The sequence below is a fragment of the Oceanobacillus timonensis genome (assembly GCF_900166635.1).
Classification (GTDB): Bacteria; Bacillota; Bacilli; order Bacillales; family Amphibacillaceae; genus Oceanobacillus; species Oceanobacillus timonensis.
In genome coordinates this window covers 3,381,719-3,400,855 of record NZ_LT800497.1, presented here as the reverse complement: position 1 = coordinate 3,400,855, position 19,137 = coordinate 3,381,719, and the positions used below count along the sequence as shown (strand labels likewise).

Here is a 19,137-nt window from a genome sequence, read left to right as displayed (position 1 = left end):
ATGGCTATGTATAAGAAGAGAGAAAAAGAAATGAGTTGATCTTATTGCCTTTTGTAAACGGTGGAATAACGAGAATAAATGAAATGATTTCAAGTCTCCCGCCATCTGAAAAAAAGATAGCCGATTATATTTTAACAAACCCGGATAAAGTGATTTCATTAACCGCAAAGGAGCTTGGAAAACGCAGTAAAACAAGCGGAGCAGCTGTGATTCGTTTATGTAAGTCTTTGAATCTGAAAGGTTTCCATGATTTAAAAATCCGCATCGCAGGGGATTTACAAAGAACAGAAGAGGACGGATTTCGGGATATTGATCCAAATGAAACACCATTATCTATTATTGATAAAATGACCAATAACAGTATTCAAACAATCAGGGAAACAGCGCATTTAATCGATATGGATCAACTGCAGACAGGCGTGCAATTGATGAATGATGCATCAAACATTTTATTTATTGGTGTGGGTGCATCTGGCATGATTGCACGAGATGCAGTTCAAAAGTTTATTCGAATTAATAAGAAGGCCTATGTATTTGAAGACATGCATATGGCGGCAACAGTCATTGCCAATATGGATAAAAACGATGTTGTTTTTGGTATTTCGTTTTCCGGTGAAACCATTGAAATTGCTAATATGCTTCATCTTGCCAAAAAAAGAGGGATAAACACAATCAGCTTAACAAAATACGGGAAATGGCCTGTTACGGAGCACGCGGATATCAAACTGTATACATCGACGACCAGAGAACCTATTTTCCGAAGTGGAGCTACGTCCTCCCGGATAGCCCAACTGCAGGTCATGGATATTTTGTTTATGAGTGTCGCTACATTGCAATACCCTGTAACGGTGAAGTACCTGGATGAAACAAGAGATGCGGTGGATTTCTTCAAAAAAGGAAATGAAAAAATAAAGAAATAAGAAAATGAATTGCTGCTGTAGTGGTTATGACAGTATGAATATCATCAAAATGAAGGGGCAATTGATTATGAAGTTAGTGAATTGGAGTGACGAGCGAATAGATGCACTTGTTTTATTGTGGAACCAGGAAATTGGAAGTGAATTTCCTATGAGGAAAGAGCTATTTAATCAAAATAGTTTTAAGGATAAAAATATATGTAAACAAGCTTCAGCTATTGCCGTAGATGATAACAATCATGTTGTCGGATTTATTGTTGCCAAAAGATATCAAGAAAAATTGGATGTTGGTATAGGTGAGAAAATCGGTTGGATTCAAGTGCTGCTTGTAAAACAAGGTCAGAGAAATCAAGGAATTGGTTCAACATTATTAGCAAATGCTGAGTCGCAATTAAAGAAAGCTGGTGTAAATCAAATCCTGCTGGGACGCGATCCGTGGCATTATTTTCCCGGTATTCCAGAAGGATGGAAGGAAACGCAATCCTGGTTCGAACGGAAGGGATATGAAAACAATGGTACAGAACACGATATGATTCGAAAATATCGCAATAGGGATGAAATAGAAAAACCCAATATTGAAGGGGCAGAATGGAGCATTCTAGAACTGAAGGATAAGGAATTATTTCTTGAATTTTTACATCGCTGTTTCCCAGGAAGGTGGGAGTATGAAGCGATTCATTACTTTCAACAGGGCGGGACAGGAAGAGAATTTGCGATTCTGAAGAAAGAACAAAAAATAATTGGGTTTTGCCGAATGAATGATGTCAAATCCAATTTAATCGCTCAAAATGTGTACTGGGCCCCTCTGTTTAAAGAGGCGTTAGGCGGTATTGGACCTTTAGGAGTGGATGAAAAAGAACGAGGTCAAGGATATGGCTTAGCTGTTGTCGAAGCAGGAATTTATTTTTTAAGAAGACGGGGTATTTCCCGTATTGTGATTGATTGGACGGGGCTGGTTGCGTTTTATAATAAGTTAGGGTATGACATTTGGAAAACGTATGCTGCTTATAAGAAAGAGATGTAAGTACGTGTTTTTTCAGGCACCTCTTCTCCGTATAAAGGAAGAGATGTCTGAAAATTAGTTGCTCCCTTTTAAGCAATGAATCAAAAAATATATTCAATTCAAAAATAGCTTCATGGAAAAGCGTTTTTATTATATGATATAAGTGATAGTTCAATGTATAAATTGGATTTGTTAAGGAGGTCCCAATAGAATGACATGCAAAGTTTTATTTTCAGATTATGAATACGCTTCCGTAGAAATAGAGGAAAAGGTTATCCGAAAATCTATTCCTGATGTTGAATTTATCCATGCGCAATGCAAAACAGAAGAGGACGTTATTGAAGCTGCTAAAGATGTAGATGCGATTATTAATCAGTATGCTCCAATTAGCCGCAAAGTGATTGAAAGATTATCAAACTGTAAGGTTGTAGCTAGATATGGAGTAGGTTTTAACACGATTGATATAGATGCAGCAGCTGAGAAGAATATTACCGTTTGCAATGTAACCGATTACTGTTAGACGAAGTATCGGACCATGCAATGACCTTATTATTATCATTAGCTAGAAAAGTACCTTTATTTAATCAACAAGTAAAAGGTGGAGAGTGGGATTTTAAAGCTGGCCTGCCGATTTTTCGCTTGCGAGACCGTGTGTTGGGATTATTAAGTTTTGGTAATATCGCACGAAGAGTAGCAGAGAAAAGCCAGGCTTTTGGTTTGAAGGTCATTGCCTATGATCCATTTATATCGGAAGAAGTAGCAAGAGCATACAATGTTGAATTGGTAGAGTTAGATGATTTATTACACCAAAGTGATTTTATTTCTGTTCATACACCGTTAACAGACGAGACGTACCATATGATTGGTGAAGAACAATTGAAATTAATGAAACAAGAAGCATTTATTGTGAATACTTCCAGAGGTGCATTAATTGATGAAAAAGCCTTGATTCAAGCTTTACATAATAAAGAAATAGCTGGAGCAGGATTGGATGTACTCGAAGTAGAACCAATCTCAGCTGATAATCCATTACTGAAAATGGATCAAGTACTAATTAACCCGCATGCTGCATGGCACTCTGTTGAGGCGCAGGAAGAATTAAAAACCAAAACAGCTCAGAATGTGGCAGATGTTCTAACAGGGGTTGAACCTAAATACATCGTGCTTCCCCGAAAATTATAAAAGTAACTAGAATGACAAAAAGTGGCTTTCTACATTTTGAAGTAGTAAGCCACTTTTTAGTTCGTATGACAGATGGAAATATATTCAAAGTTGTTATTTAAAAAAAGACGTGTTAAAGTTTAAATATAAAATCATATACAAGATTTTAAATCACATATGTGATTAGGGGTGAATATATGTCAGTAAAGTCTGCGGAACGTGTTTTACGGATTTTTGAATTATTAAGTGCAAATATGGATGGAATGACCACTAAAGAAATTAGTGAAACGCTGCAGCTGCCACAAAGCAGTACGTCAGGATTAATTAAAACACTGCTTCATGAAAACTACTTATCTGTTAATCAGCAAAATCGTTTTACTTTAGGACCAAAACTGATTCCGATTGGTAATGCAGCAATGGAATCTTTAGATATATCTTCTTTAGGCTATCCATCTTTAAAAGTATTAATGGAATTAGTAGAAGAGACAGTATTTATGGCAGTATTAGCAGATAAAGAATTGGTTTATGTTGCGAAGATTGACAGCAACCGCTCCATCAAAACCTCTGCTTATCCAGGCGGGCAGAAGCCGCTATATTGCACAGGGCTTGGAAAGACTTACCTTGCATTTATGAATGAAGCTGACCGGGTGAATTATTTAAATACTGTTGAATTGAAAGCGATTACCGATCAAACCATTACAGACAAAGAAGAATTAGAGAAAAAACTGCAAGCATATAAACAGCAAGGGTATGCCATTGATGATGAGGAGAATGAAGACGGTCTTTACTGTTTAGCAGCACCAATATTTGATATGAAGGGCGTTATCCAAGCAGCGGTTAGTGTGGCCGGACCCAAGGAAAGAATGCTGAGACAGAAAGACACTATCATGAAACATTTACAACAAAAAGCTGCAGCTATTTCCGCGAAGCTGGGGTATGTGAGGAAGGAAGGTGTATAAATGGATGTTTTAAGCATTGGGGAAACGATGGTGTTGTTTTCTCCACAGACAAGTGGACAATTGCGGTATGCAAATGACTTTTCTGCAAGAATTGCTGGTGCAGAAACGAATACGTTAATAGGTCTGGCGAAGCTTGGCCATCAGACCAGCTGGATCAGCCGGGTAGGTGATGATGAACTCGGTGCAAAAATTGTAAGCGCTGTAAGAGGAGAAGGTGTAGATACCACGTATGTCAAGCAAGATAAGGAAGCATCTACGGGTCTTTTCCTAAAAGAAAAAACAAACGCGCAAACAAGTTCGATTTTTTATTATAGAAAAGACTCCGCTGCCAGCAAAATGACGTCGGAGGATATGGAAAACATTGATGTTTCCCATACAAAGTATCTCTATTTAACAGGGATTACTCCTGCTTTAAGCCAATCTTGTGAGGAAGCGGTCTTTGCACTTCTTCATAAGGCAAAGCAAGAAAAAGTAACCATTGTTTTCGATCCAAATATCAGGAAAAAATTACTCGATAAAACGAGGGGCGTAGAACAAATCAAAAGAATCATCGGCTTATCGGATATTGTGCTTCCAGGAAAATCAGAAGGGGATTTTTTATTTGATACAACGGATGCAGTGGCAATAAGTAAATATTGCAGAGATCTTGGAGCTGAAGCAGTCGTTGTCAAACTAGGGGAAAAGGGAGCGTACTATGCAAATAAAGACATAAGTGGTTTTGTAGATGCTTATGCCGTTCCTTATGTCGTTGATCCAGTTGGAGCGGGAGATGGTTTTGCAGCAGGATTGTTATCAGGATTGCTAGACGGATTAGTTTGGGAAGATGCGGTAAAACGCGCTTGTGCGATGGGGGCTTTAGTAACGCAGGTTGATGGTGATATAGAAGGGTTGCCGATTAGAAAGCAACTACAGGAATTTATGGAATCTAATTTACAGGATGATGTCAATCGATAGGGAGGAATCTTTATGAATACACTGGAGACAATCTATCATCATAAAATTATTGCGATTATTCGCGGTGCAAAGAAAGAAGATTTGTTACAAATTGGAGCAGCTCTAAAAGAAGGAGGTGTCCGTCTTATTGAAGTGACATTAAATTCTCCGGGTGCAATCGAAGGAATTCAACAGTTGAAGGAAACATTTGGAGCAGAAATGAAAGTTGGTGCTGGAACGGTCTTAGATCCGGAGTCTGCAAAAGCAGCCATCGATGCAGGGGCAGATTTTATTTTATCGCCAACAGTCAGTAAAGAAACCATAAAAATAACAAAACGCTACGGAAAAGTAAGTATTCCCGGAGCATTTACGCCGACAGAAATTCTGACAGCTTATGAAACAGGAGCAGATTTGGTAAAGGTGTTTCCGGCAAGTATTGGAGCGGGTTATATCAAGGATATCCGCGGACCGCTTTCCCATATTCCCTTGGTACCAACGGGGGGAGTGGACGAAAAAAATATTGGTGACTTTCAAAAGGCTGGAGCAGTTGCATTTGGAATTGGCAGTTCTCTTGTGAATACAAAAGAGGAAGTAAATGAAGCATATGTGCAGAAACTGACTGAAAAAGCACAAATATTTGTTCAGAAAGTATCTGCAGAATAAAAAATTTTTGTCATACAGATAATCACAAAAGGATGGTAGACAGTTATGAAAATTACAAATTATGAATTGTTTCAAGTACAACCAAGATGGCTATTTTTAAAAATAGAAACAGATGAAGGAATTACTGGTTGGGGAGAGCCGGTGATTGAAGGACGAGCTGCTACGGTAAAAGCTGCAGTTATGGAACTCATGGAGTACTTAATTGGAAAAGATCCGTTGCAGATTGAAGATCATTGGAATGTGATGTATCGTGGTGGCTTTTATCGGGGCGGACCGATATTAATGAGTGCTATTTCAGGTATTGACCAGGCACTTTGGGATATCAAAGGGAAATATTTGAACGTTCCAATCCATCAACTGCTTGGAGGTAAAGCGAGAGAATCTATTAAAGTGTATTCTTGGATAGGCGGAGATCGGCCATCGGACGTTGGAGCAGCTGCCAAGGAAGTAGTTGATAAAGGGTTTACCGCCATTAAAATGAATGGCACGGATGAACTGCAATATATCGACTCTTATGAAAAAATAGATCGTGTCTTAGCGAATGTTTCCGCTATTCGTGAAGCGGTTGGTCCATATATTGGAATAGGGATTGATTTTCATGGACGCGTTCATAAGCCAATGGCAAAGGTGCTGGCTAAAGAACTAGAATCATTCCGTCCGATGTTTATTGAAGAACCTGTTTTACCGGAAAATAATGAAGCATTGCGTGACATTGCTAATCATACCGTCATTCCGATAGCAACAGGTGAAAGAATGTATTCGAAATGGGATTTTAAAAATCTATTAACAGATGGGTATGCTGACATTATCCAGCCGGATCTATCGCATGCTGGTGGCATTACAGAAAACAAAAAAATCTTATCGATGGCAGAAGCGTTTGATGTAGCAGCTGCACCGCATTGTCCTTTAGGCCCGATTGCTTTAGCAGCTTGTTTACAGGTAGATGCAACCTGTCACAATGCATTTATTCAGGAACAAAGTCTGGGTATTCATTATAATCAGGGCTCTGACTTATTAGATTATTTAAAAGATGATAGCGTATTCAAATATAAAGATGGCTATGTTGATATTCCGGATCGCCCTGGTTTAGGAATTGAAATCAACGAGGAATATGTACGTGAGATGGCGGAGCAAGGCCATAATTGGAAAAATCCGATTTGGCGTCATCAAGATAATAGTGTAGCTGAGTGGTAAGAAGCAAGTATAAAAGGGAGGGAAATAAATGTCTTCAACCGGTTTAATATTAATAACCATTTTAGGGATTGCTGTTCTACTATATTTAATTATGCATTCCAAAATGCAAGCTTTTTTAGCTTTGCTCATTGCTAGTATCCTCATTGGTATCTTTACAGGGATGGAACCGAGTTTCTTATTAGAAGTAATGGAAGACGGGATGGGGGGTACTTTAGGATTTATAGCTATTGTAGTCGGACTTGGGGCCATGTTTGGAGAAGTGCTCCGAGCTTCCGGGGGTGCAGAGCGTCTGGCTTTTACCCTCGTTGATAAATTTGGTGAAAAACGGGCCCAGTGGGCACTGGGTTTAACAGGATTTATTGTAGCTATTCCTGTATTTTTAGATGTTGCCCTGGTTATTCTGATTCCTATTCTTTATAGTTTGGCGATGCGTACAAAAAAGTCATTGCTTTACTACGGGATTCCGCTTTTAGCAGGCTTGGCAGTAGCGCATGCGTTTATCCCGCCGACACCTGGTCCGATTGCAGTGGCCTCTGTACTTGGCGTCGACTTAGGTTGGGTAATGTTATTTGGGATTATTGCCGGTATTCCATCTATGATTATAGCCGGGCCGTTATTCGGTCGTTATATTGGAAAAAGAGTTTATGTTGATGTTCCAGAACACATTGCAGAGGAAGAGGCAGCAAGAAAAGAAGCCGGTGAAGAGAAGAAATCTCTCCCTAGCTTTGGTTTAATTTGCTTCTTAGTTCTTTCACCGTTGGTTTTAATTTTATTCAACACAGCAGGTGACGTTTTACTGGATGATAGTATTTTCAAAGAAGTCATTACGTTTATTGGACATCCATTTGTCGCCTTAATCATAGCCACACTTTTATCGATGTATTTTCTTGGTAAACGGCGTGGTATGACGAAAAATGAAATGCAATCCATGACAACAAAAGCACTGGAACCTGCAGGAATTGTTATTTTGATAACAGGAGCAGGCGGTGTTTTCAAAGAAGTGCTGATTGAAAGCGGTGTCGGCGATGTGATGGGAGAAATCATGGCTGCTTCCGGATTCCCGCTTGTATTGCTTGCGTTCCTTATTGCGACATTTGTCCGTGTTGCTCAAGGTTCAGCAACTGTCGCAATGATTACAGCAGCAGGATTAGTCTCACCTATCCTGGAAATGGCTAATCCGTCACAACCAATGCTCGCATTGATTACGATCGCTATTGCATCTGGATCAACTGTCCTATCACACGTAAACGATTCCGGCTTCTGGCTTGTTAACCGCTTGTTCGCCATGTCGGAAAAAGATACGCTCAAGTCATGGACTGTGATGGAAACGATTGTTGGGGGAGTAGGATTCTTGGTTGTATTTATCATAAGCTTTTTCATTTCATAATCAATAGCTTGGATAAAAGGTTACTATTTGTTGACGTACGTTTCTTTATTAGGAAAAGTACGTTTTTTTTTCTAAAAACTTTGTTTGTTCGTTTTAAAGAAGTCCTGTTATGATAAAAGAAGTATAAACACGATAAAATACGGAAATAGGAGAAATTTATATGAATGTAGAACAACAACTATACCAAGCTGCAGTAGACTTAATCAAAAAGAGATACCCATCCGGATGGGGCGGGGCAGCTGCAATGCATACTGAATCCGGTCAAGTATTAACAAGTGTAGCTCCGGAAGTCCTCAATGCTTCGACAGAACTTTGTATGGAAACAGGAGCTATTTTGGAAGCTCATAAATTAAATACAAAAATAACACATTCCATTTGTGTTGCCAGAGAAGATGAAACAGCTGCATTTCTCATTTTAACGCCGTGCGGGGTTTGTCAGGAGCGTCTTTTTTACTGGGGAGAAGAGGTGAAAGCGGCAGTAACGAATGCGAATAATGAATTAATATTTAAAACGTTGAAAGAATTGCAGCCGCATCATTGGTATAAAGCGTATGAAAACGGAAACGAAGCTGAAACGAAAAAAGACGACCAGCATATATAAGAGGTTGGTCGTCTTTTGCAGATATTCATTAAGAATCATATGCTTCTTCAACAGTCCTGAATAATGATTTATCCTCCACTTTGTGCGTCACAAACAACAACAGTACTCCAAAGAAAATCATACCGCCGGCGATAAAAGTGATTTCTCTGAATGAAAATGCATTGGTCAATAAGAGACTTCCCAATGTTGCTCCAATGGAGTTTGATAAATTAAATACTGATGCTGCAATGGTTCCGGACAAGGCTGGCGCTTCTGTAGCTGCCAAAATAATTTTTGCGTTTAATATCGGCGTGGTTCCAAATGTCCCAGCACCAAATAAGAAGCAGGCAATATAAGCAAAAATTGGGCTTGCCAACAAGAAAGTGAAAGCAATCAGGACACTTCCTAAAATAGCCATTGCTAGAATTAAACGTTCTGTCAGTACTTCAGGTTGAATACTTCCGGAAACAAAATTCCCTATCACAGCACCTGTTCCAAATAAGAAGAGAGCAATCGTAATACTTGTTACATTAAAGCCCGCAATTTCTTGGAGCATCGGCTCTGTGAATGTATAGGCGGTAAATACGCCGGAAAAACCGAAGACAATAACAGCAATCAGCATCCAGACATTTTTATTTTTTAAAACAGTCAGCTCATTTTTCAGCTTAGGTACTTCTTTTTGTTTTACATTTGGTGTGATAATGATGAGACCAATTAAATTGATGAGTCCCATTAATGCGATAAACCAGAACACCAGACGCCAGTCCAGAACACCGCCGATATACGAGCCAAATGGAACTCCAAGCATAATCGCAATTGTCAATCCGCCTTGTACAGCAGCGATGGCGCTGGTACGTTTATGGGGCTTGGAAATGTCAACTGCGATACTCATACATAGCCCAAAGAATGGCGCGTGCATTGTTGCAGAAAGCAGCCTGGAAAGAAGCAGTACCTCAAAATTTGGTGCTGTTGCCGCAATGATGTTACTTATTATAAAAATGGACATAAGTGCGATTAATAAGGGCTTCGGCGAAAATTTAACTGTCAGTATCCGGAGTACCGGCCCACAGATAGCAACACTGATCGCGTAAACGCTGAGCAGTAATCCCGTGGTCGAAACAGCTACATCCAGATCTGCAGCAAATTGCGTTAATAGTCCAGTAACAGCATACTCTGTCATCCCAATCGCGAATGTGCCAATCATAAATACAGTCAAAATCGTACTGCGAGAGAATTTCATTGTCATATTCAACACTCCCTTTTTCGTTTTTTCGCGAAACATTGTTCCTATATTAGAGGATACAAGGCCTGTTGTCTAGGCATCTGTTTAAGAAAAATAAAGAAATAATTTTCAGATTAGTGAAAGCGTAACGCATTGAAAAAGAAGGGATACATCCTATTCAAAAAAGCAAATGAAAAGAAACAGATCAGCTATAAAAATGGTATAGTAAAAGTATCTTGATACGTTGAAGGAGGAAAATAATGACAGTAATCTCAAAAAATATTGTACCGCATCTTTGGTTTGATAAAGAAGCAAAAGAAGCTGCCGCATTTTACACGTCTGTTTTTCCAGATTCTCGAGTATGCAGTGAAGTGGTTGTGAAAGATACACCATCAGGGGATTGTGATTTGATTTCTTTTGATCTATGGGGGCAACGTTTCATGGCTATCAGTGCTGGTCCATATTTTTCATTTAATCCGTCGATTTCTTTTACGGTTCATTTTGATTCCGCACGAGATGAGCATGCGTCCAAACAGATCGAAGAAGTTTGGGAGAAGCTGTCGGATGGCGGGCAGGTGCTGATGCCATTTGATACGTACCCTTTTAGTGAAAAATATGGATGGATTCAAGATAAGTATGGCGTTTCCTGGCAGCTTATTCTGACTAATCCAGATGGGGAGGAAAGACCGTCTATATTGCCATCCATGATGTTTATTGGAGAGAATGCCGGTAAAGCAGAAGAAGCGGTAAACTATTATGTATCCATTTTTAAAAACAGTAAAGAAGGCGTATCGGCTAAGTATCCTGCCGGGATGGAACCGAACCAAGAAGGAACTGTCATGTTTTCTGATTTTATGCTTGAGAATGTCTGGTTGACAGCAATGGATAGTGCATTGGAGCATGGTTTTCAATTCAATGAAGCAGTCTCCCTGCTTGTTAACTGTGACACGCAGGAGGAAATGGATGATTATTTTGAACAACTATCAGCAGTTCCGGAAGCAGGACAGTGTGGCTGGCTAAAGGACAAGTATGGAGTGTCCTGGCAAATTGTTCCGAAAGATCTGTATGAAATGATGAGCGAGTATGCAACACAGGAACAAATTGACAGAGTGAATCAGGCGATGATGCCAATGAAAAAACTAGATGTTAAAACATTAAGGAAGGCATATGAGGGCAGGTAAATGTATGAATTGAAAACAAAAGAGACAGATAGTAGTGTGATTGCATTTATTGAACAAGTGGAGCAGCCTAAAAAGCGGGAGGATGCATACCGCCTGCTGGATATATTTACAGAAGCAACCGGTTTTGAAGCAACCATGTGGGGGCCGAGTATTATCGGCTTTGGAAAATATCATTATAAATATGACTCGGGTCATGAGGGAGATGCACCGCTAGTAGGTTTTTCTCCTCGAAAAGCAAAAATCAGTCTATATTTTGCGATGGGAGATACAGAACGGGAACACTTACTTGCGGAATTCGGTAAACATACAACGGGGAAGGCTTGTGTGTATATTAATAAGGTAGCAGATATTGATGAAGAGGTATTAAAAGAATTGATTAAGCAGTCGGTCCAGTTTTTGCAGGAAAAATATCCAAGTGAGTAAGGATCCGGGAGATTGAAACCAGAAGAGTAAGATAAACTATCATTGTCAACTTTAGAATAGCAAAGAAGTTGTTAAATTTCACATTCACTCCATTGGTAAAGTACCTTACCTGAGAGAGCAACAGGAGAAATATAAGATCACGCATGTTGCTGTTATAAAGCGAGCAGAGAAATGGATTATCTCACCTTTTTTCTCTGCTCATTTGAATCGATACCATTTGTCTGAAAAACTCTCAAAATTACCAAATGTTACAAATCAGTGATATAACTCTTCTTTAAAAGTTAGATGCGTTGGCTTTTTAGATATTATCCTGTTCCTTCATCTCTGAATTTAACCCATTTTTTATAATAGGAAAAAACGAATATGACGAAACAAGCACCAATTGTAATGACTGTAAAAAGCCAATGCTGACCATTCAAGATAAATAAAGGTGCAAACGTAATAAGCATGATTTCTACAGGTGCAATAGGAATGTATGCCAGACCGAATTCATCCAACGTTTTACTTTCCAATTTCGGATCTACCGTTCTTAATAATGCAATTCCCATTGCTACAGCACCTGTAATCCATCCAAAAGTAAAGATCCCTTTTTCAAACCAATTTTCTTGAAAATAATATTTTGACACAACTTTATAGAAGAAATAGTTAAAGAGTATTCCAAAGGCAAGTAAAATAGCAAATGGTACGATATTGTCAGCAACTACTGTCAGGTTGATAGATGCGATACCAAATGCGACAAGAAAATCGGTAGCACTTCCACCTATTCTGGACATCACGCTTTTATCAATGTAATCGTCTGCTTTCGCTGCCTGCATCAGTTGTCTTATCATTAGCCCTACTAAAAAGGAAAGTGCAAATGCAGGAATGACCAGGCTGGGATATAGTGACTCGCCAAATTGACTTAAATAATATCCAACAGCTGTAGCGAAAGCAACCAATCCTAAATGGAAACTCATAGACTCGATGGAAATACTGGAAACGGTGTCTGTTCCCATAGAATGCCGTTTGGCTTTAGGGATAAGACCTGTTTTTAATTCTTCAGAAAGCCGGTCGAAACTGCTGATATAATTGGCATAGCCTTTGTTGGTACCGGATTTGATTAAAGCTAAACCTACAGCAATAGATAGTATTGCTCCTATTGTGGCTGAGGTCATAGCCAGAGCGGTGGCTTCCTCCCACCCTTGCTGAGCAAATGCATCTCCCAAAGCAGCAGCTGTTCCATGTCCGCCTATAAACCCGGCAGCAAATAGTAAGCCAAACCCATTATGCACATTGAATGTTGGCACAAGGAAGATAAGAGCAAAAAGGAGCCCGCCTCCCCAGGCTAAAAGCATGATAATCTGGGAATATGACCATAATGATCCAACCTTTCCCATGATTTCCGACCATTTAAAATTTTGAGTGGATAAAGGAAGTGCTGCTAATACTACTGCAATCAGAATACCTGGATAATCGCCTATAAAATCTGAAAATGGGATAATACCGAATCCATTGGGACCAAAAATCAGCCCTAAAATCCCTGCCAGTATACTTGCTGGCATGAAGGAACGCTGCAATAATCGTATTTTTGCTCTTAAAACCACTGCTAACATGAGTAGCAAAGATATTAAACCGATATCTGTCACGATATTCCACACACTGAGTTCCATTTTATACCTCCCTTTTCACTTTATATATGAATAGCATAGCGAAAAACCATATATATAGATTTCAAAGGATAAAGAATTATTTTAGAAGATGCGTCAATTCTTTTACATGAGTTATATTCTCTAAATGAGCAATTTTGTTAATGATTTCTTCTCTATGCGCATAATCAATAAAATCTTTGGAACATAAATGAAATTTATTTATTAAATCTTCCCATGACAGTGGGTTTTCAGGGTCTCCTTTAATCAACTTCACTTCCTTGGTAAACACACTGTTATTTTTCATTTTAATCTTTACTCGAGCAGGTCTCTTGCTTGGAAACTCTTTTTCCAGGTCATCGACTGATACCATACGTATCTTTGTTGCAAGGTTACATATTATATCATTATTTAAATGCTTTTCAGATATATGATAAGGTTCCACAGTGCCATAATAAAGAGCGGTAGCAACAAGAAATGGAATACTATATTGTGCCGCTTCTGTTGTTTGCGGTTTCGTATGATGAAGCGTGGTTGCCTTTTGAAATGTTTCAATAATGATTTCATCGATTTCTTTCAAATCCGGATTGTATTCCTCTATAACTTGGATTGCTGCAGTTATTGGTGAGTGAGCCCATTTACACGCAGGGTATTGTTTGAAATAAGTATTTTTAATCTCGTATTTTTCTCCCAATGTTTCAAAGATGTTTTCGATATTACAGTTGTACAAATGCTTATCTATTAAAATATTATCAGGACCTGTAAATCCCTGCTCTGCTAAGGATGCACCCATAAGCGCTGTAACAGCTCCCCAACCGACACTTTCTTTTGTCATCGAACCGGCGGCAATAGATTTTCCACATTGTGCTGTCGGCCCGTAAACTTCGCCGATTGTTAATGCATTTTCTAAAGTTTTTCCTGTTAATCTTTTCATTTTTGCTATACCAGATGCGGAACCAAAAAGCGCCCAGCCGCCAGAACCATAAAACAGTTGTTCATGGTTGGAATTCATAACTATGCCACAGCGAATTCCAACTTCATAACCTGTCACCATAGCTGTAATCAAGTCTTTCCCTGTACTCTTTTTAGATAGCTCCATGACAGCTAATACTGGTGGAATAACCATGCAACCGGGATGACCGACTGGTTCTCGATGTCCGTCATCTATATCCATACAACTGGCCAACGTTGCATTAATAAATGTTGCAGCTAATGGAGAAACTGTTTTTTCACTCCCTATTATGGAACAGTATCCTTTGTCACCAAACCAGTCAGCAGATTGAAAAGCAATGGAAGCCGATTTACATTGGTATCCAGCATAGGTTGAAGCCAGGAAATCTAATAAACTTTTTTTGGCCTTCGTAATGACTTCTGATGATAAATGGTCATAGCTTTCATTCTCAATAAAAGGTAAAACTTTTGATAATGCCATTCTTTACCTCCGTTCGATTACTCTATTTAGTTCTTATATCAACGGTTACTTGGGGGTGATCCTCTTAACACATGGATGTTTGTAATAGGACAAACTCTATAAACATCAAAGAAACAAATAGGAAAATAACAGTCCGTTAGTGACCTGAGAGGATGTATTGTTGAACTGGCTAAGTGCTTGGAACGGGCTTTATTTTATCATGAAGTCTTTCAGTTATCTGCTGACTTACCATATCATTCGTATTCAGCGTTTGTTTATAAATAACCGTTCTTTGTACAGGAGCTTTTTAATCATATTGCAAAAGATGCCTTAATAATATACCTATTTCAGAAATCATTTCTATATGCTTTGGCCAGCCTGCAATACATTCTCTTTAAGATAACCAAGGTACGCTTTCTTCTAGATCCATTGCCGGGTATACACTCCATTTGAAATACTCTTGTTTAAATTGGAATTATGTGTAAATATAGAATAATATAAAAAACGGATTAAAGTAAATCATTTTTAAATAAAATGAATAAAAATAATCCTTTTGTATTTTTAACTCCGTTTCCTATGATATACTTTTCCATATACTCTAATGGAAAAGAGAAGGGTGACACGATGAATGACCAACAACAAGAAGTATTAAAGCGTATCTTACATGTTAAAGAAGATTTACCTAAAAGACAGAAACAATTATGTGATTATATGGTTGAACATTTTGAGGAACTTGAAATGTATACTCTATCTGAGCTATCAAAAGAAGCGAATGTGGGTGTATCAACAATCATGCGCGTTATGAAGGAAATTGGAGTTGAAAGCTATAAAGAGCTGAGAAAACAAATTCATGAAGAGGTGACTGCATCTCGGACAACCTGGTGGCATATGCAAAAATCTTTCGAGAATACAAAAGAGAGTCATGTGCTGACTGATGTATGGAAAGAAGTGAATGATTTAGTAGAGAAAACGATTACGAAATCGATGATGAGTGAATTCGACCGTGCAGTTGAATTAATGCTTCAATCGAAGAACATAAATATACTTGGCCTTCGTTCTTCCAAAGCTTCAGCAATTTATTTTGGCCACTTATTAGAAGAATTTTATCCAGATGTAACACAACTTAGTCATGAAAGTGATCTGATTTATGACCGCGTATTTCGACTTACCGAAAATGACGTCCTTATTCTCATCATAAATGCTCCATACACTAAATTAAGTGTAGAAATTGCGAAATTTTGCTATGATTGCCAAATCCCGATTATTTTAATTACGGATTATTTATCAGGACCGGCTGCATCTTATAGTTCTATTATTCTTCATACTAAAAGCAGTGAAAAGCAATATTCGATTATTCCAACAATAGCTATTTTAGAATCCCTTGTGATTGCATTCGGCCGTGAAAAGTCGGATACGTCTATATCGCAATTAGAAGCATTAGGGAATATGTTAAGCAAAAGTAACATCCATTATTTTTAACAACTATAGTATTTGTAACAAAATATTTCCAAATTAATTCGTTTTTACGAACAATAAAGCAAGAGAATTTTGTATATTTATCTGGTAATTTGTTTCTTATACGTGCAATAATAGAAGAATAAAAGAGAGGAGAATCATGAACGTAATATAGTAAGCCAAATCAAAGCAATGATTGCATAAAAGCAGGAAGCTTTTTTTCAAGTAAGTGTCGAATTGGAGAAACAGCAGAAATTAGTATTGAAAAGAAACAGTCTTTTCAATACACCGTTGATTTTTTGACAGCAAAGCTTTCCAGCAGAATATGGTGCGGGAAGCACTCCTGCAATAGGGAGCAATTGCTTTTGTGATTTACCGGAATTACTAGGAAAATAAAGTGTGGAAGCTAGGAGGAAGACAACATGTTGAAACAAATTCCAGAATATTTAAAGGATTGGCGACTCCATGGTCTCGTTCTTTTGATCGTACTGATTGCAGAATCAATTGGTCCGTTTTCATTTGAAGTTGGAGCCGGTATGATTCTTATTTTGCCGATGATTTATGCATTTATTTTAGGTGTTGCGACTGTATTTACCCCCGTAATTAAAGAAAAGCAATTTAAGCATTCGGAAACCTTGACAACGGCACTTATTGGCCTGCTTGTTGCAAAAGTAAGTCTGAATATCGGGCCGGCACTCAGTATGATTATTCAAGTAGGACCGGCGATTCTGCTGCAAGAAATTGGAAATTTAGGCACGGTTTTATTAGGCCTTCCACTTGCCCTTTTATTAGGCGTCAAACGGGAAGCGATTGGAATGACGTTCTCTATTGCCAGAGAGGGAAGTTTGGCTATTATCAATGATAAGTTTGGTTTTAATTCTCCGGAAACAAGAGGTGTCTTTTCAATCTACTTATTCGGTTCGATTTTTGGAGCTGTGTTTTTCGGATTAATGGCCAGTTTCTTGGCAACATTTACACCATTAAATCCGTTAGCGCTTGCGATGGCTTCCGGTGTTGGCAGCGCCAGTATGATGGCCGCATCAAGCGGTTCCTTATCAGCTGTTTACCCGGAGATGGCAGCAGAAATTCAATCTTTAGCTTCAGCCAGTATGATTTTATCTGTAGCCACAGGCTTCTTTGTCTCTATTTTTATTGCGCTTCCTTTGGCGGAAAAAATGTATAACTTACTCACCGGCAGAAAATCCAATAAAGCATTGGAAGCCAAAGAACAGACGGAAGAGCAAAAGGAGGCGAACCAATGAGTAAACAACTATTTCATACTATATTAGCATTAATTTTATCAGGAATTATCGTATTAATTGGCAATTGGATTGGCTATGAGGTCGTTCCTGCAGATGCATCAATGGGGATGCTGATTCTTATATTAATTACTGCTGTCGGGTTCGCGTTGAAAATGATTCTGCCATGGAAGTCTGTACCTGGAATTCTTTATGTTGCGGGAATCTCTATCATCGTTTCTCTGCCAATTACTCCGGGTTCTACACAAATTATTGAGTGGGCAAGTGCCATTGATATTCAAGCATTTACAACACCGCTTTTAGCATATGCCGCTATTGGTATTGGTAATTCCTTAGCTGATTTTACGAAATTAGGCTGGAAGAGTATTGTCATTGGGTCCATCGTATTCTTAGGAACATTTATAGGATCGGCGATTATTGCAGAGATTGTACTTCGACTCCAAGGGGTAATTTGATTCATATGTAATGGTATCAAATAAAAATAAAGGCTCATCACCAAAATCTATGGTTGACGATTAAATAATATCCTGCACGTAAGCCCAATTACATTCAACTAAAATACGGTTCTCATATACATCCCGGTTACGTGTGAAAAAATGCCGGCGCTGTATCGCTTTTATCTTATTGTGACGTCCTTCCACCACAGCGTTTGTAAAGCGCATCCGGTGATAGTTAATCACTTCTGTTTCCCAGTTTTTAATCGTTTGGAGACAGGATTCAACTGCTTTATGCTGGATACGATGTCCTTGTCGATACCATTGTTCCAGCATTTGTTTCGCTTGTTGTGCGTTTAAACTCAAATCATACCAGTCAATAAAAGCTTCTTTCCATTCATAGATGGCTTTTAATTGGTTATCATAGTTTAAAAGGGTTTGAACCGTTGTCTGGTCTTCTTTGGACAGAGCGTCGTAGCGTGTTTCCAGCAGCTGATGATGACGTTTCAGTTGTTTCCTTGCCTGTGTAGAAAGTTTTTGCTGCACCTCTTTTCGCACGGCATGCATTGCATCGGTCACATAACGATTGACATGAAATCGATCGGCAATCCGAATCGCTTGCGGGAAGGTTTCTTTGACAAATTTATGATACGTATAGCTTAAATCCATCACTACAGCGACAGGGTTTAATAGATGCATATAGGAAGATGTTTGTTGAAACGCTTGTAAGTCTTCCTGTTTCCGCCCAGAAATGATATCCAGCATGTTGCCGCCTTTTAAATCATGAATGCCTGTATTGTAGCTGTGTCCTTTCCGCACGGCAAAATCATCGATGCCAAGCACCAATTGATGACGCTGGACCGCATCTTGAATGCAGGTCATTTGGGTATACTTCCTTTCTGCTTGAAGTCCATTTTTAAAATACCTTTCCGCTGTGGAATAAGGGACGGATTGAGAAGCAGACATGGATTGTACCGTTACGCCTTGTCCTTGTTTCATCAACTGATGCTCAAAAGCTTTTGTATATCGCTTTTTCGGCGGAACAAAGGCATATTGCCAAACGAAATGGGCCTTACATTCCTGACATTCCATATTCACTGCTGGAATACAAAGCAGTGTTCGCCAGTTTGCCAATGGCAAATGGCGGACATGACGGTGGTATAATACACCATCCCGATGAACGTCATGGCTGCTGCAATAAGGACACGGTTGAACGTACTGTATCGGCTCAACAGATAGATAAACAACACCTGTTTTGTCATCAAATAATATATTTTTTACGTTTATTTCTGGAAGTTGAATCAATTTATTGATATAGTGAAATTGCACC

The 19,137-nt window shown here is 38.8% G+C and carries 19 protein-coding genes; 15 read left to right on the top strand and 4 right to left on the bottom strand.

Going from position 1 to position 19,137, the window contains the following annotated elements; translation table 11 throughout:
* The first annotated feature begins 44 nt into the window (after positions 1–44).
* From B7E05_RS16600 to B7E05_RS16560, 10 genes are all read left to right on the top strand, one after another.
* Entirely contained in the window at positions 45–920 is an 876-nt protein-coding gene (locus B7E05_RS16600; protein WP_080875256.1) for a MurR/RpiR family transcriptional regulator, read from the top strand.
* Positions 921–987: 67 nt separating this feature from the next.
* Positions 988–1,941: a GNAT family N-acetyltransferase gene (locus tag B7E05_RS16595; protein WP_080875255.1), complete on the top strand. Its 954-nt coding sequence runs from the start codon at positions 988–990 to the stop codon at positions 1,939–1,941.
* 190 nt (positions 1,942–2,131) lie between these two features.
* Positions 2,132–2,440 (top strand): Rossmann-fold NAD(P)-binding domain-containing protein, encoded by a 309-nt coding sequence (locus B7E05_RS22600; protein ID WP_342745005.1) that lies wholly within the window; start codon positions 2,132–2,134, stop codon positions 2,438–2,440.
* Positions 2,416–3,102, top strand: a complete 687-nt coding sequence (locus B7E05_RS16590; protein WP_342745004.1) for a C-terminal binding protein — start codon at positions 2,416–2,418, stop codon at positions 3,100–3,102. Before B7E05_RS22600 ends, B7E05_RS16590 begins: the two co-directional genes overlap by 25 nt.
* 176 nt (positions 3,103–3,278) lie before the next feature.
* On the top strand, positions 3,279–4,040 hold the full coding sequence (locus B7E05_RS16585; RefSeq protein WP_080875254.1) for an IclR family transcriptional regulator: 762 nt from the start codon (positions 3,279–3,281) through the stop codon (positions 4,038–4,040).
* A complete protein-coding gene (locus B7E05_RS16580; protein ID WP_080875253.1) occupies positions 4,041–4,994 on the top strand; it encodes a sugar kinase in 954 nt (317 codons plus the stop codon). It abuts the gene before it with no gap.
* Between the two features lie 12 nt (positions 4,995–5,006).
* Positions 5,007–5,636 carry a bifunctional 4-hydroxy-2-oxoglutarate aldolase/2-dehydro-3-deoxy-phosphogluconate aldolase gene (locus B7E05_RS16575; protein ID WP_080875252.1) on the top strand — a complete coding sequence of 210 codons (630 nt, stop codon included), beginning with the start codon at positions 5,007–5,009 and terminating at the stop codon, positions 5,634–5,636.
* Between the two features lie 45 nt (positions 5,637–5,681).
* Entirely contained in the window at positions 5,682–6,830 is a 1,149-nt protein-coding gene (gene dgoD, locus B7E05_RS16570; protein WP_080875251.1) for a galactonate dehydratase, read from the top strand.
* Between the two features lie 28 nt (positions 6,831–6,858).
* Entirely contained in the window at positions 6,859–8,217 is a 1,359-nt protein-coding gene (locus B7E05_RS16565; RefSeq protein ID WP_080875250.1) for a GntP family permease, read from the top strand.
* A 160-nt stretch (positions 8,218–8,377) separates the two neighbouring features.
* Positions 8,378–8,818, top strand: coding sequence for a cytidine deaminase (locus B7E05_RS16560; protein ID WP_080875249.1), 441 nt, complete (start codon positions 8,378–8,380; stop codon positions 8,816–8,818).
* A 28-nt stretch (positions 8,819–8,846) separates the two neighbouring features.
* Here the strand turns inward: B7E05_RS16560 and B7E05_RS16555 are convergent, their stop codons facing one another.
* A complete protein-coding gene (locus tag B7E05_RS16555) occupies positions 8,847–10,037 on the bottom strand; it encodes an MFS transporter (RefSeq protein WP_425435116.1) in 1,191 nt (396 codons plus the stop codon).
* 242 nt (positions 10,038–10,279) lie between these two features.
* Between B7E05_RS16555 and B7E05_RS16550 the strand changes: the two genes are divergently transcribed.
* Both B7E05_RS16550 and B7E05_RS16545 read left to right on the top strand, forming a co-directional pair.
* On the top strand, positions 10,280–11,200 hold the full coding sequence (locus tag B7E05_RS16550; protein WP_080875247.1) for a VOC family protein: 921 nt from the start codon (positions 10,280–10,282) through the stop codon (positions 11,198–11,200).
* Entirely contained in the window at positions 11,201–11,623 is a 423-nt protein-coding gene (locus B7E05_RS16545) for a DUF1801 domain-containing protein (protein ID WP_080875246.1), read from the top strand.
* Positions 11,624–11,928: 305 nt separating this feature from the next.
* On the opposite strand, the gene B7E05_RS16540 is transcribed toward B7E05_RS16545, so the two are convergent.
* Both B7E05_RS16540 and B7E05_RS16535 read right to left on the bottom strand, forming a co-directional pair.
* Complete coding sequence (locus B7E05_RS16540; protein ID WP_080875245.1) at positions 11,929–13,272, bottom strand: sodium/glutamate symporter; 1,344 nt, start codon at positions 13,270–13,272, stop codon at positions 11,929–11,931.
* A 76-nt stretch (positions 13,273–13,348) separates the two neighbouring features.
* A complete protein-coding gene (locus tag B7E05_RS16535; RefSeq protein WP_080875244.1) occupies positions 13,349–14,680 on the bottom strand; it encodes an MmgE/PrpD family protein in 1,332 nt (443 codons plus the stop codon).
* A gap of 603 nt (positions 14,681–15,283) precedes the next feature.
* Between B7E05_RS16535 and B7E05_RS16530 the strand changes: the two genes are divergently transcribed.
* The 3 genes from B7E05_RS16530 (at position 15,284) to B7E05_RS16520 (ending at position 17,828) form a co-directional block, all read left to right on the top strand.
* Positions 15,284–16,138, top strand: a complete 855-nt coding sequence (locus tag B7E05_RS16530; protein WP_179134562.1) for a MurR/RpiR family transcriptional regulator — start codon at positions 15,284–15,286, stop codon at positions 16,136–16,138.
* Between the two features lie 398 nt (positions 16,139–16,536).
* The gene (locus B7E05_RS16525) at positions 16,537–17,376 is read left to right on the top strand and encodes a DUF3100 domain-containing protein (RefSeq protein ID WP_080875242.1); all 840 of its coding nucleotides are present in this window, start codon (positions 16,537–16,539) and stop codon (positions 17,374–17,376) included.
* Positions 17,373–17,828 carry a hypothetical protein gene (locus B7E05_RS16520; RefSeq protein ID WP_080875241.1) on the top strand — a complete coding sequence of 152 codons (456 nt, stop codon included), beginning with the start codon at positions 17,373–17,375 and terminating at the stop codon, positions 17,826–17,828. Before B7E05_RS16525 ends, B7E05_RS16520 begins: the two co-directional genes overlap by 4 nt.
* A gap of 60 nt (positions 17,829–17,888) precedes the next feature.
* On the opposite strand, the gene B7E05_RS16515 is transcribed toward B7E05_RS16520, so the two are convergent.
* On the bottom strand, positions 17,889–19,136 hold the full coding sequence (locus tag B7E05_RS16515; protein WP_080875240.1) for an ISL3 family transposase: 1,248 nt from the start codon (positions 19,134–19,136) through the stop codon (positions 17,889–17,891).
* Position 19,137: the final 1 nt, after the last annotated feature.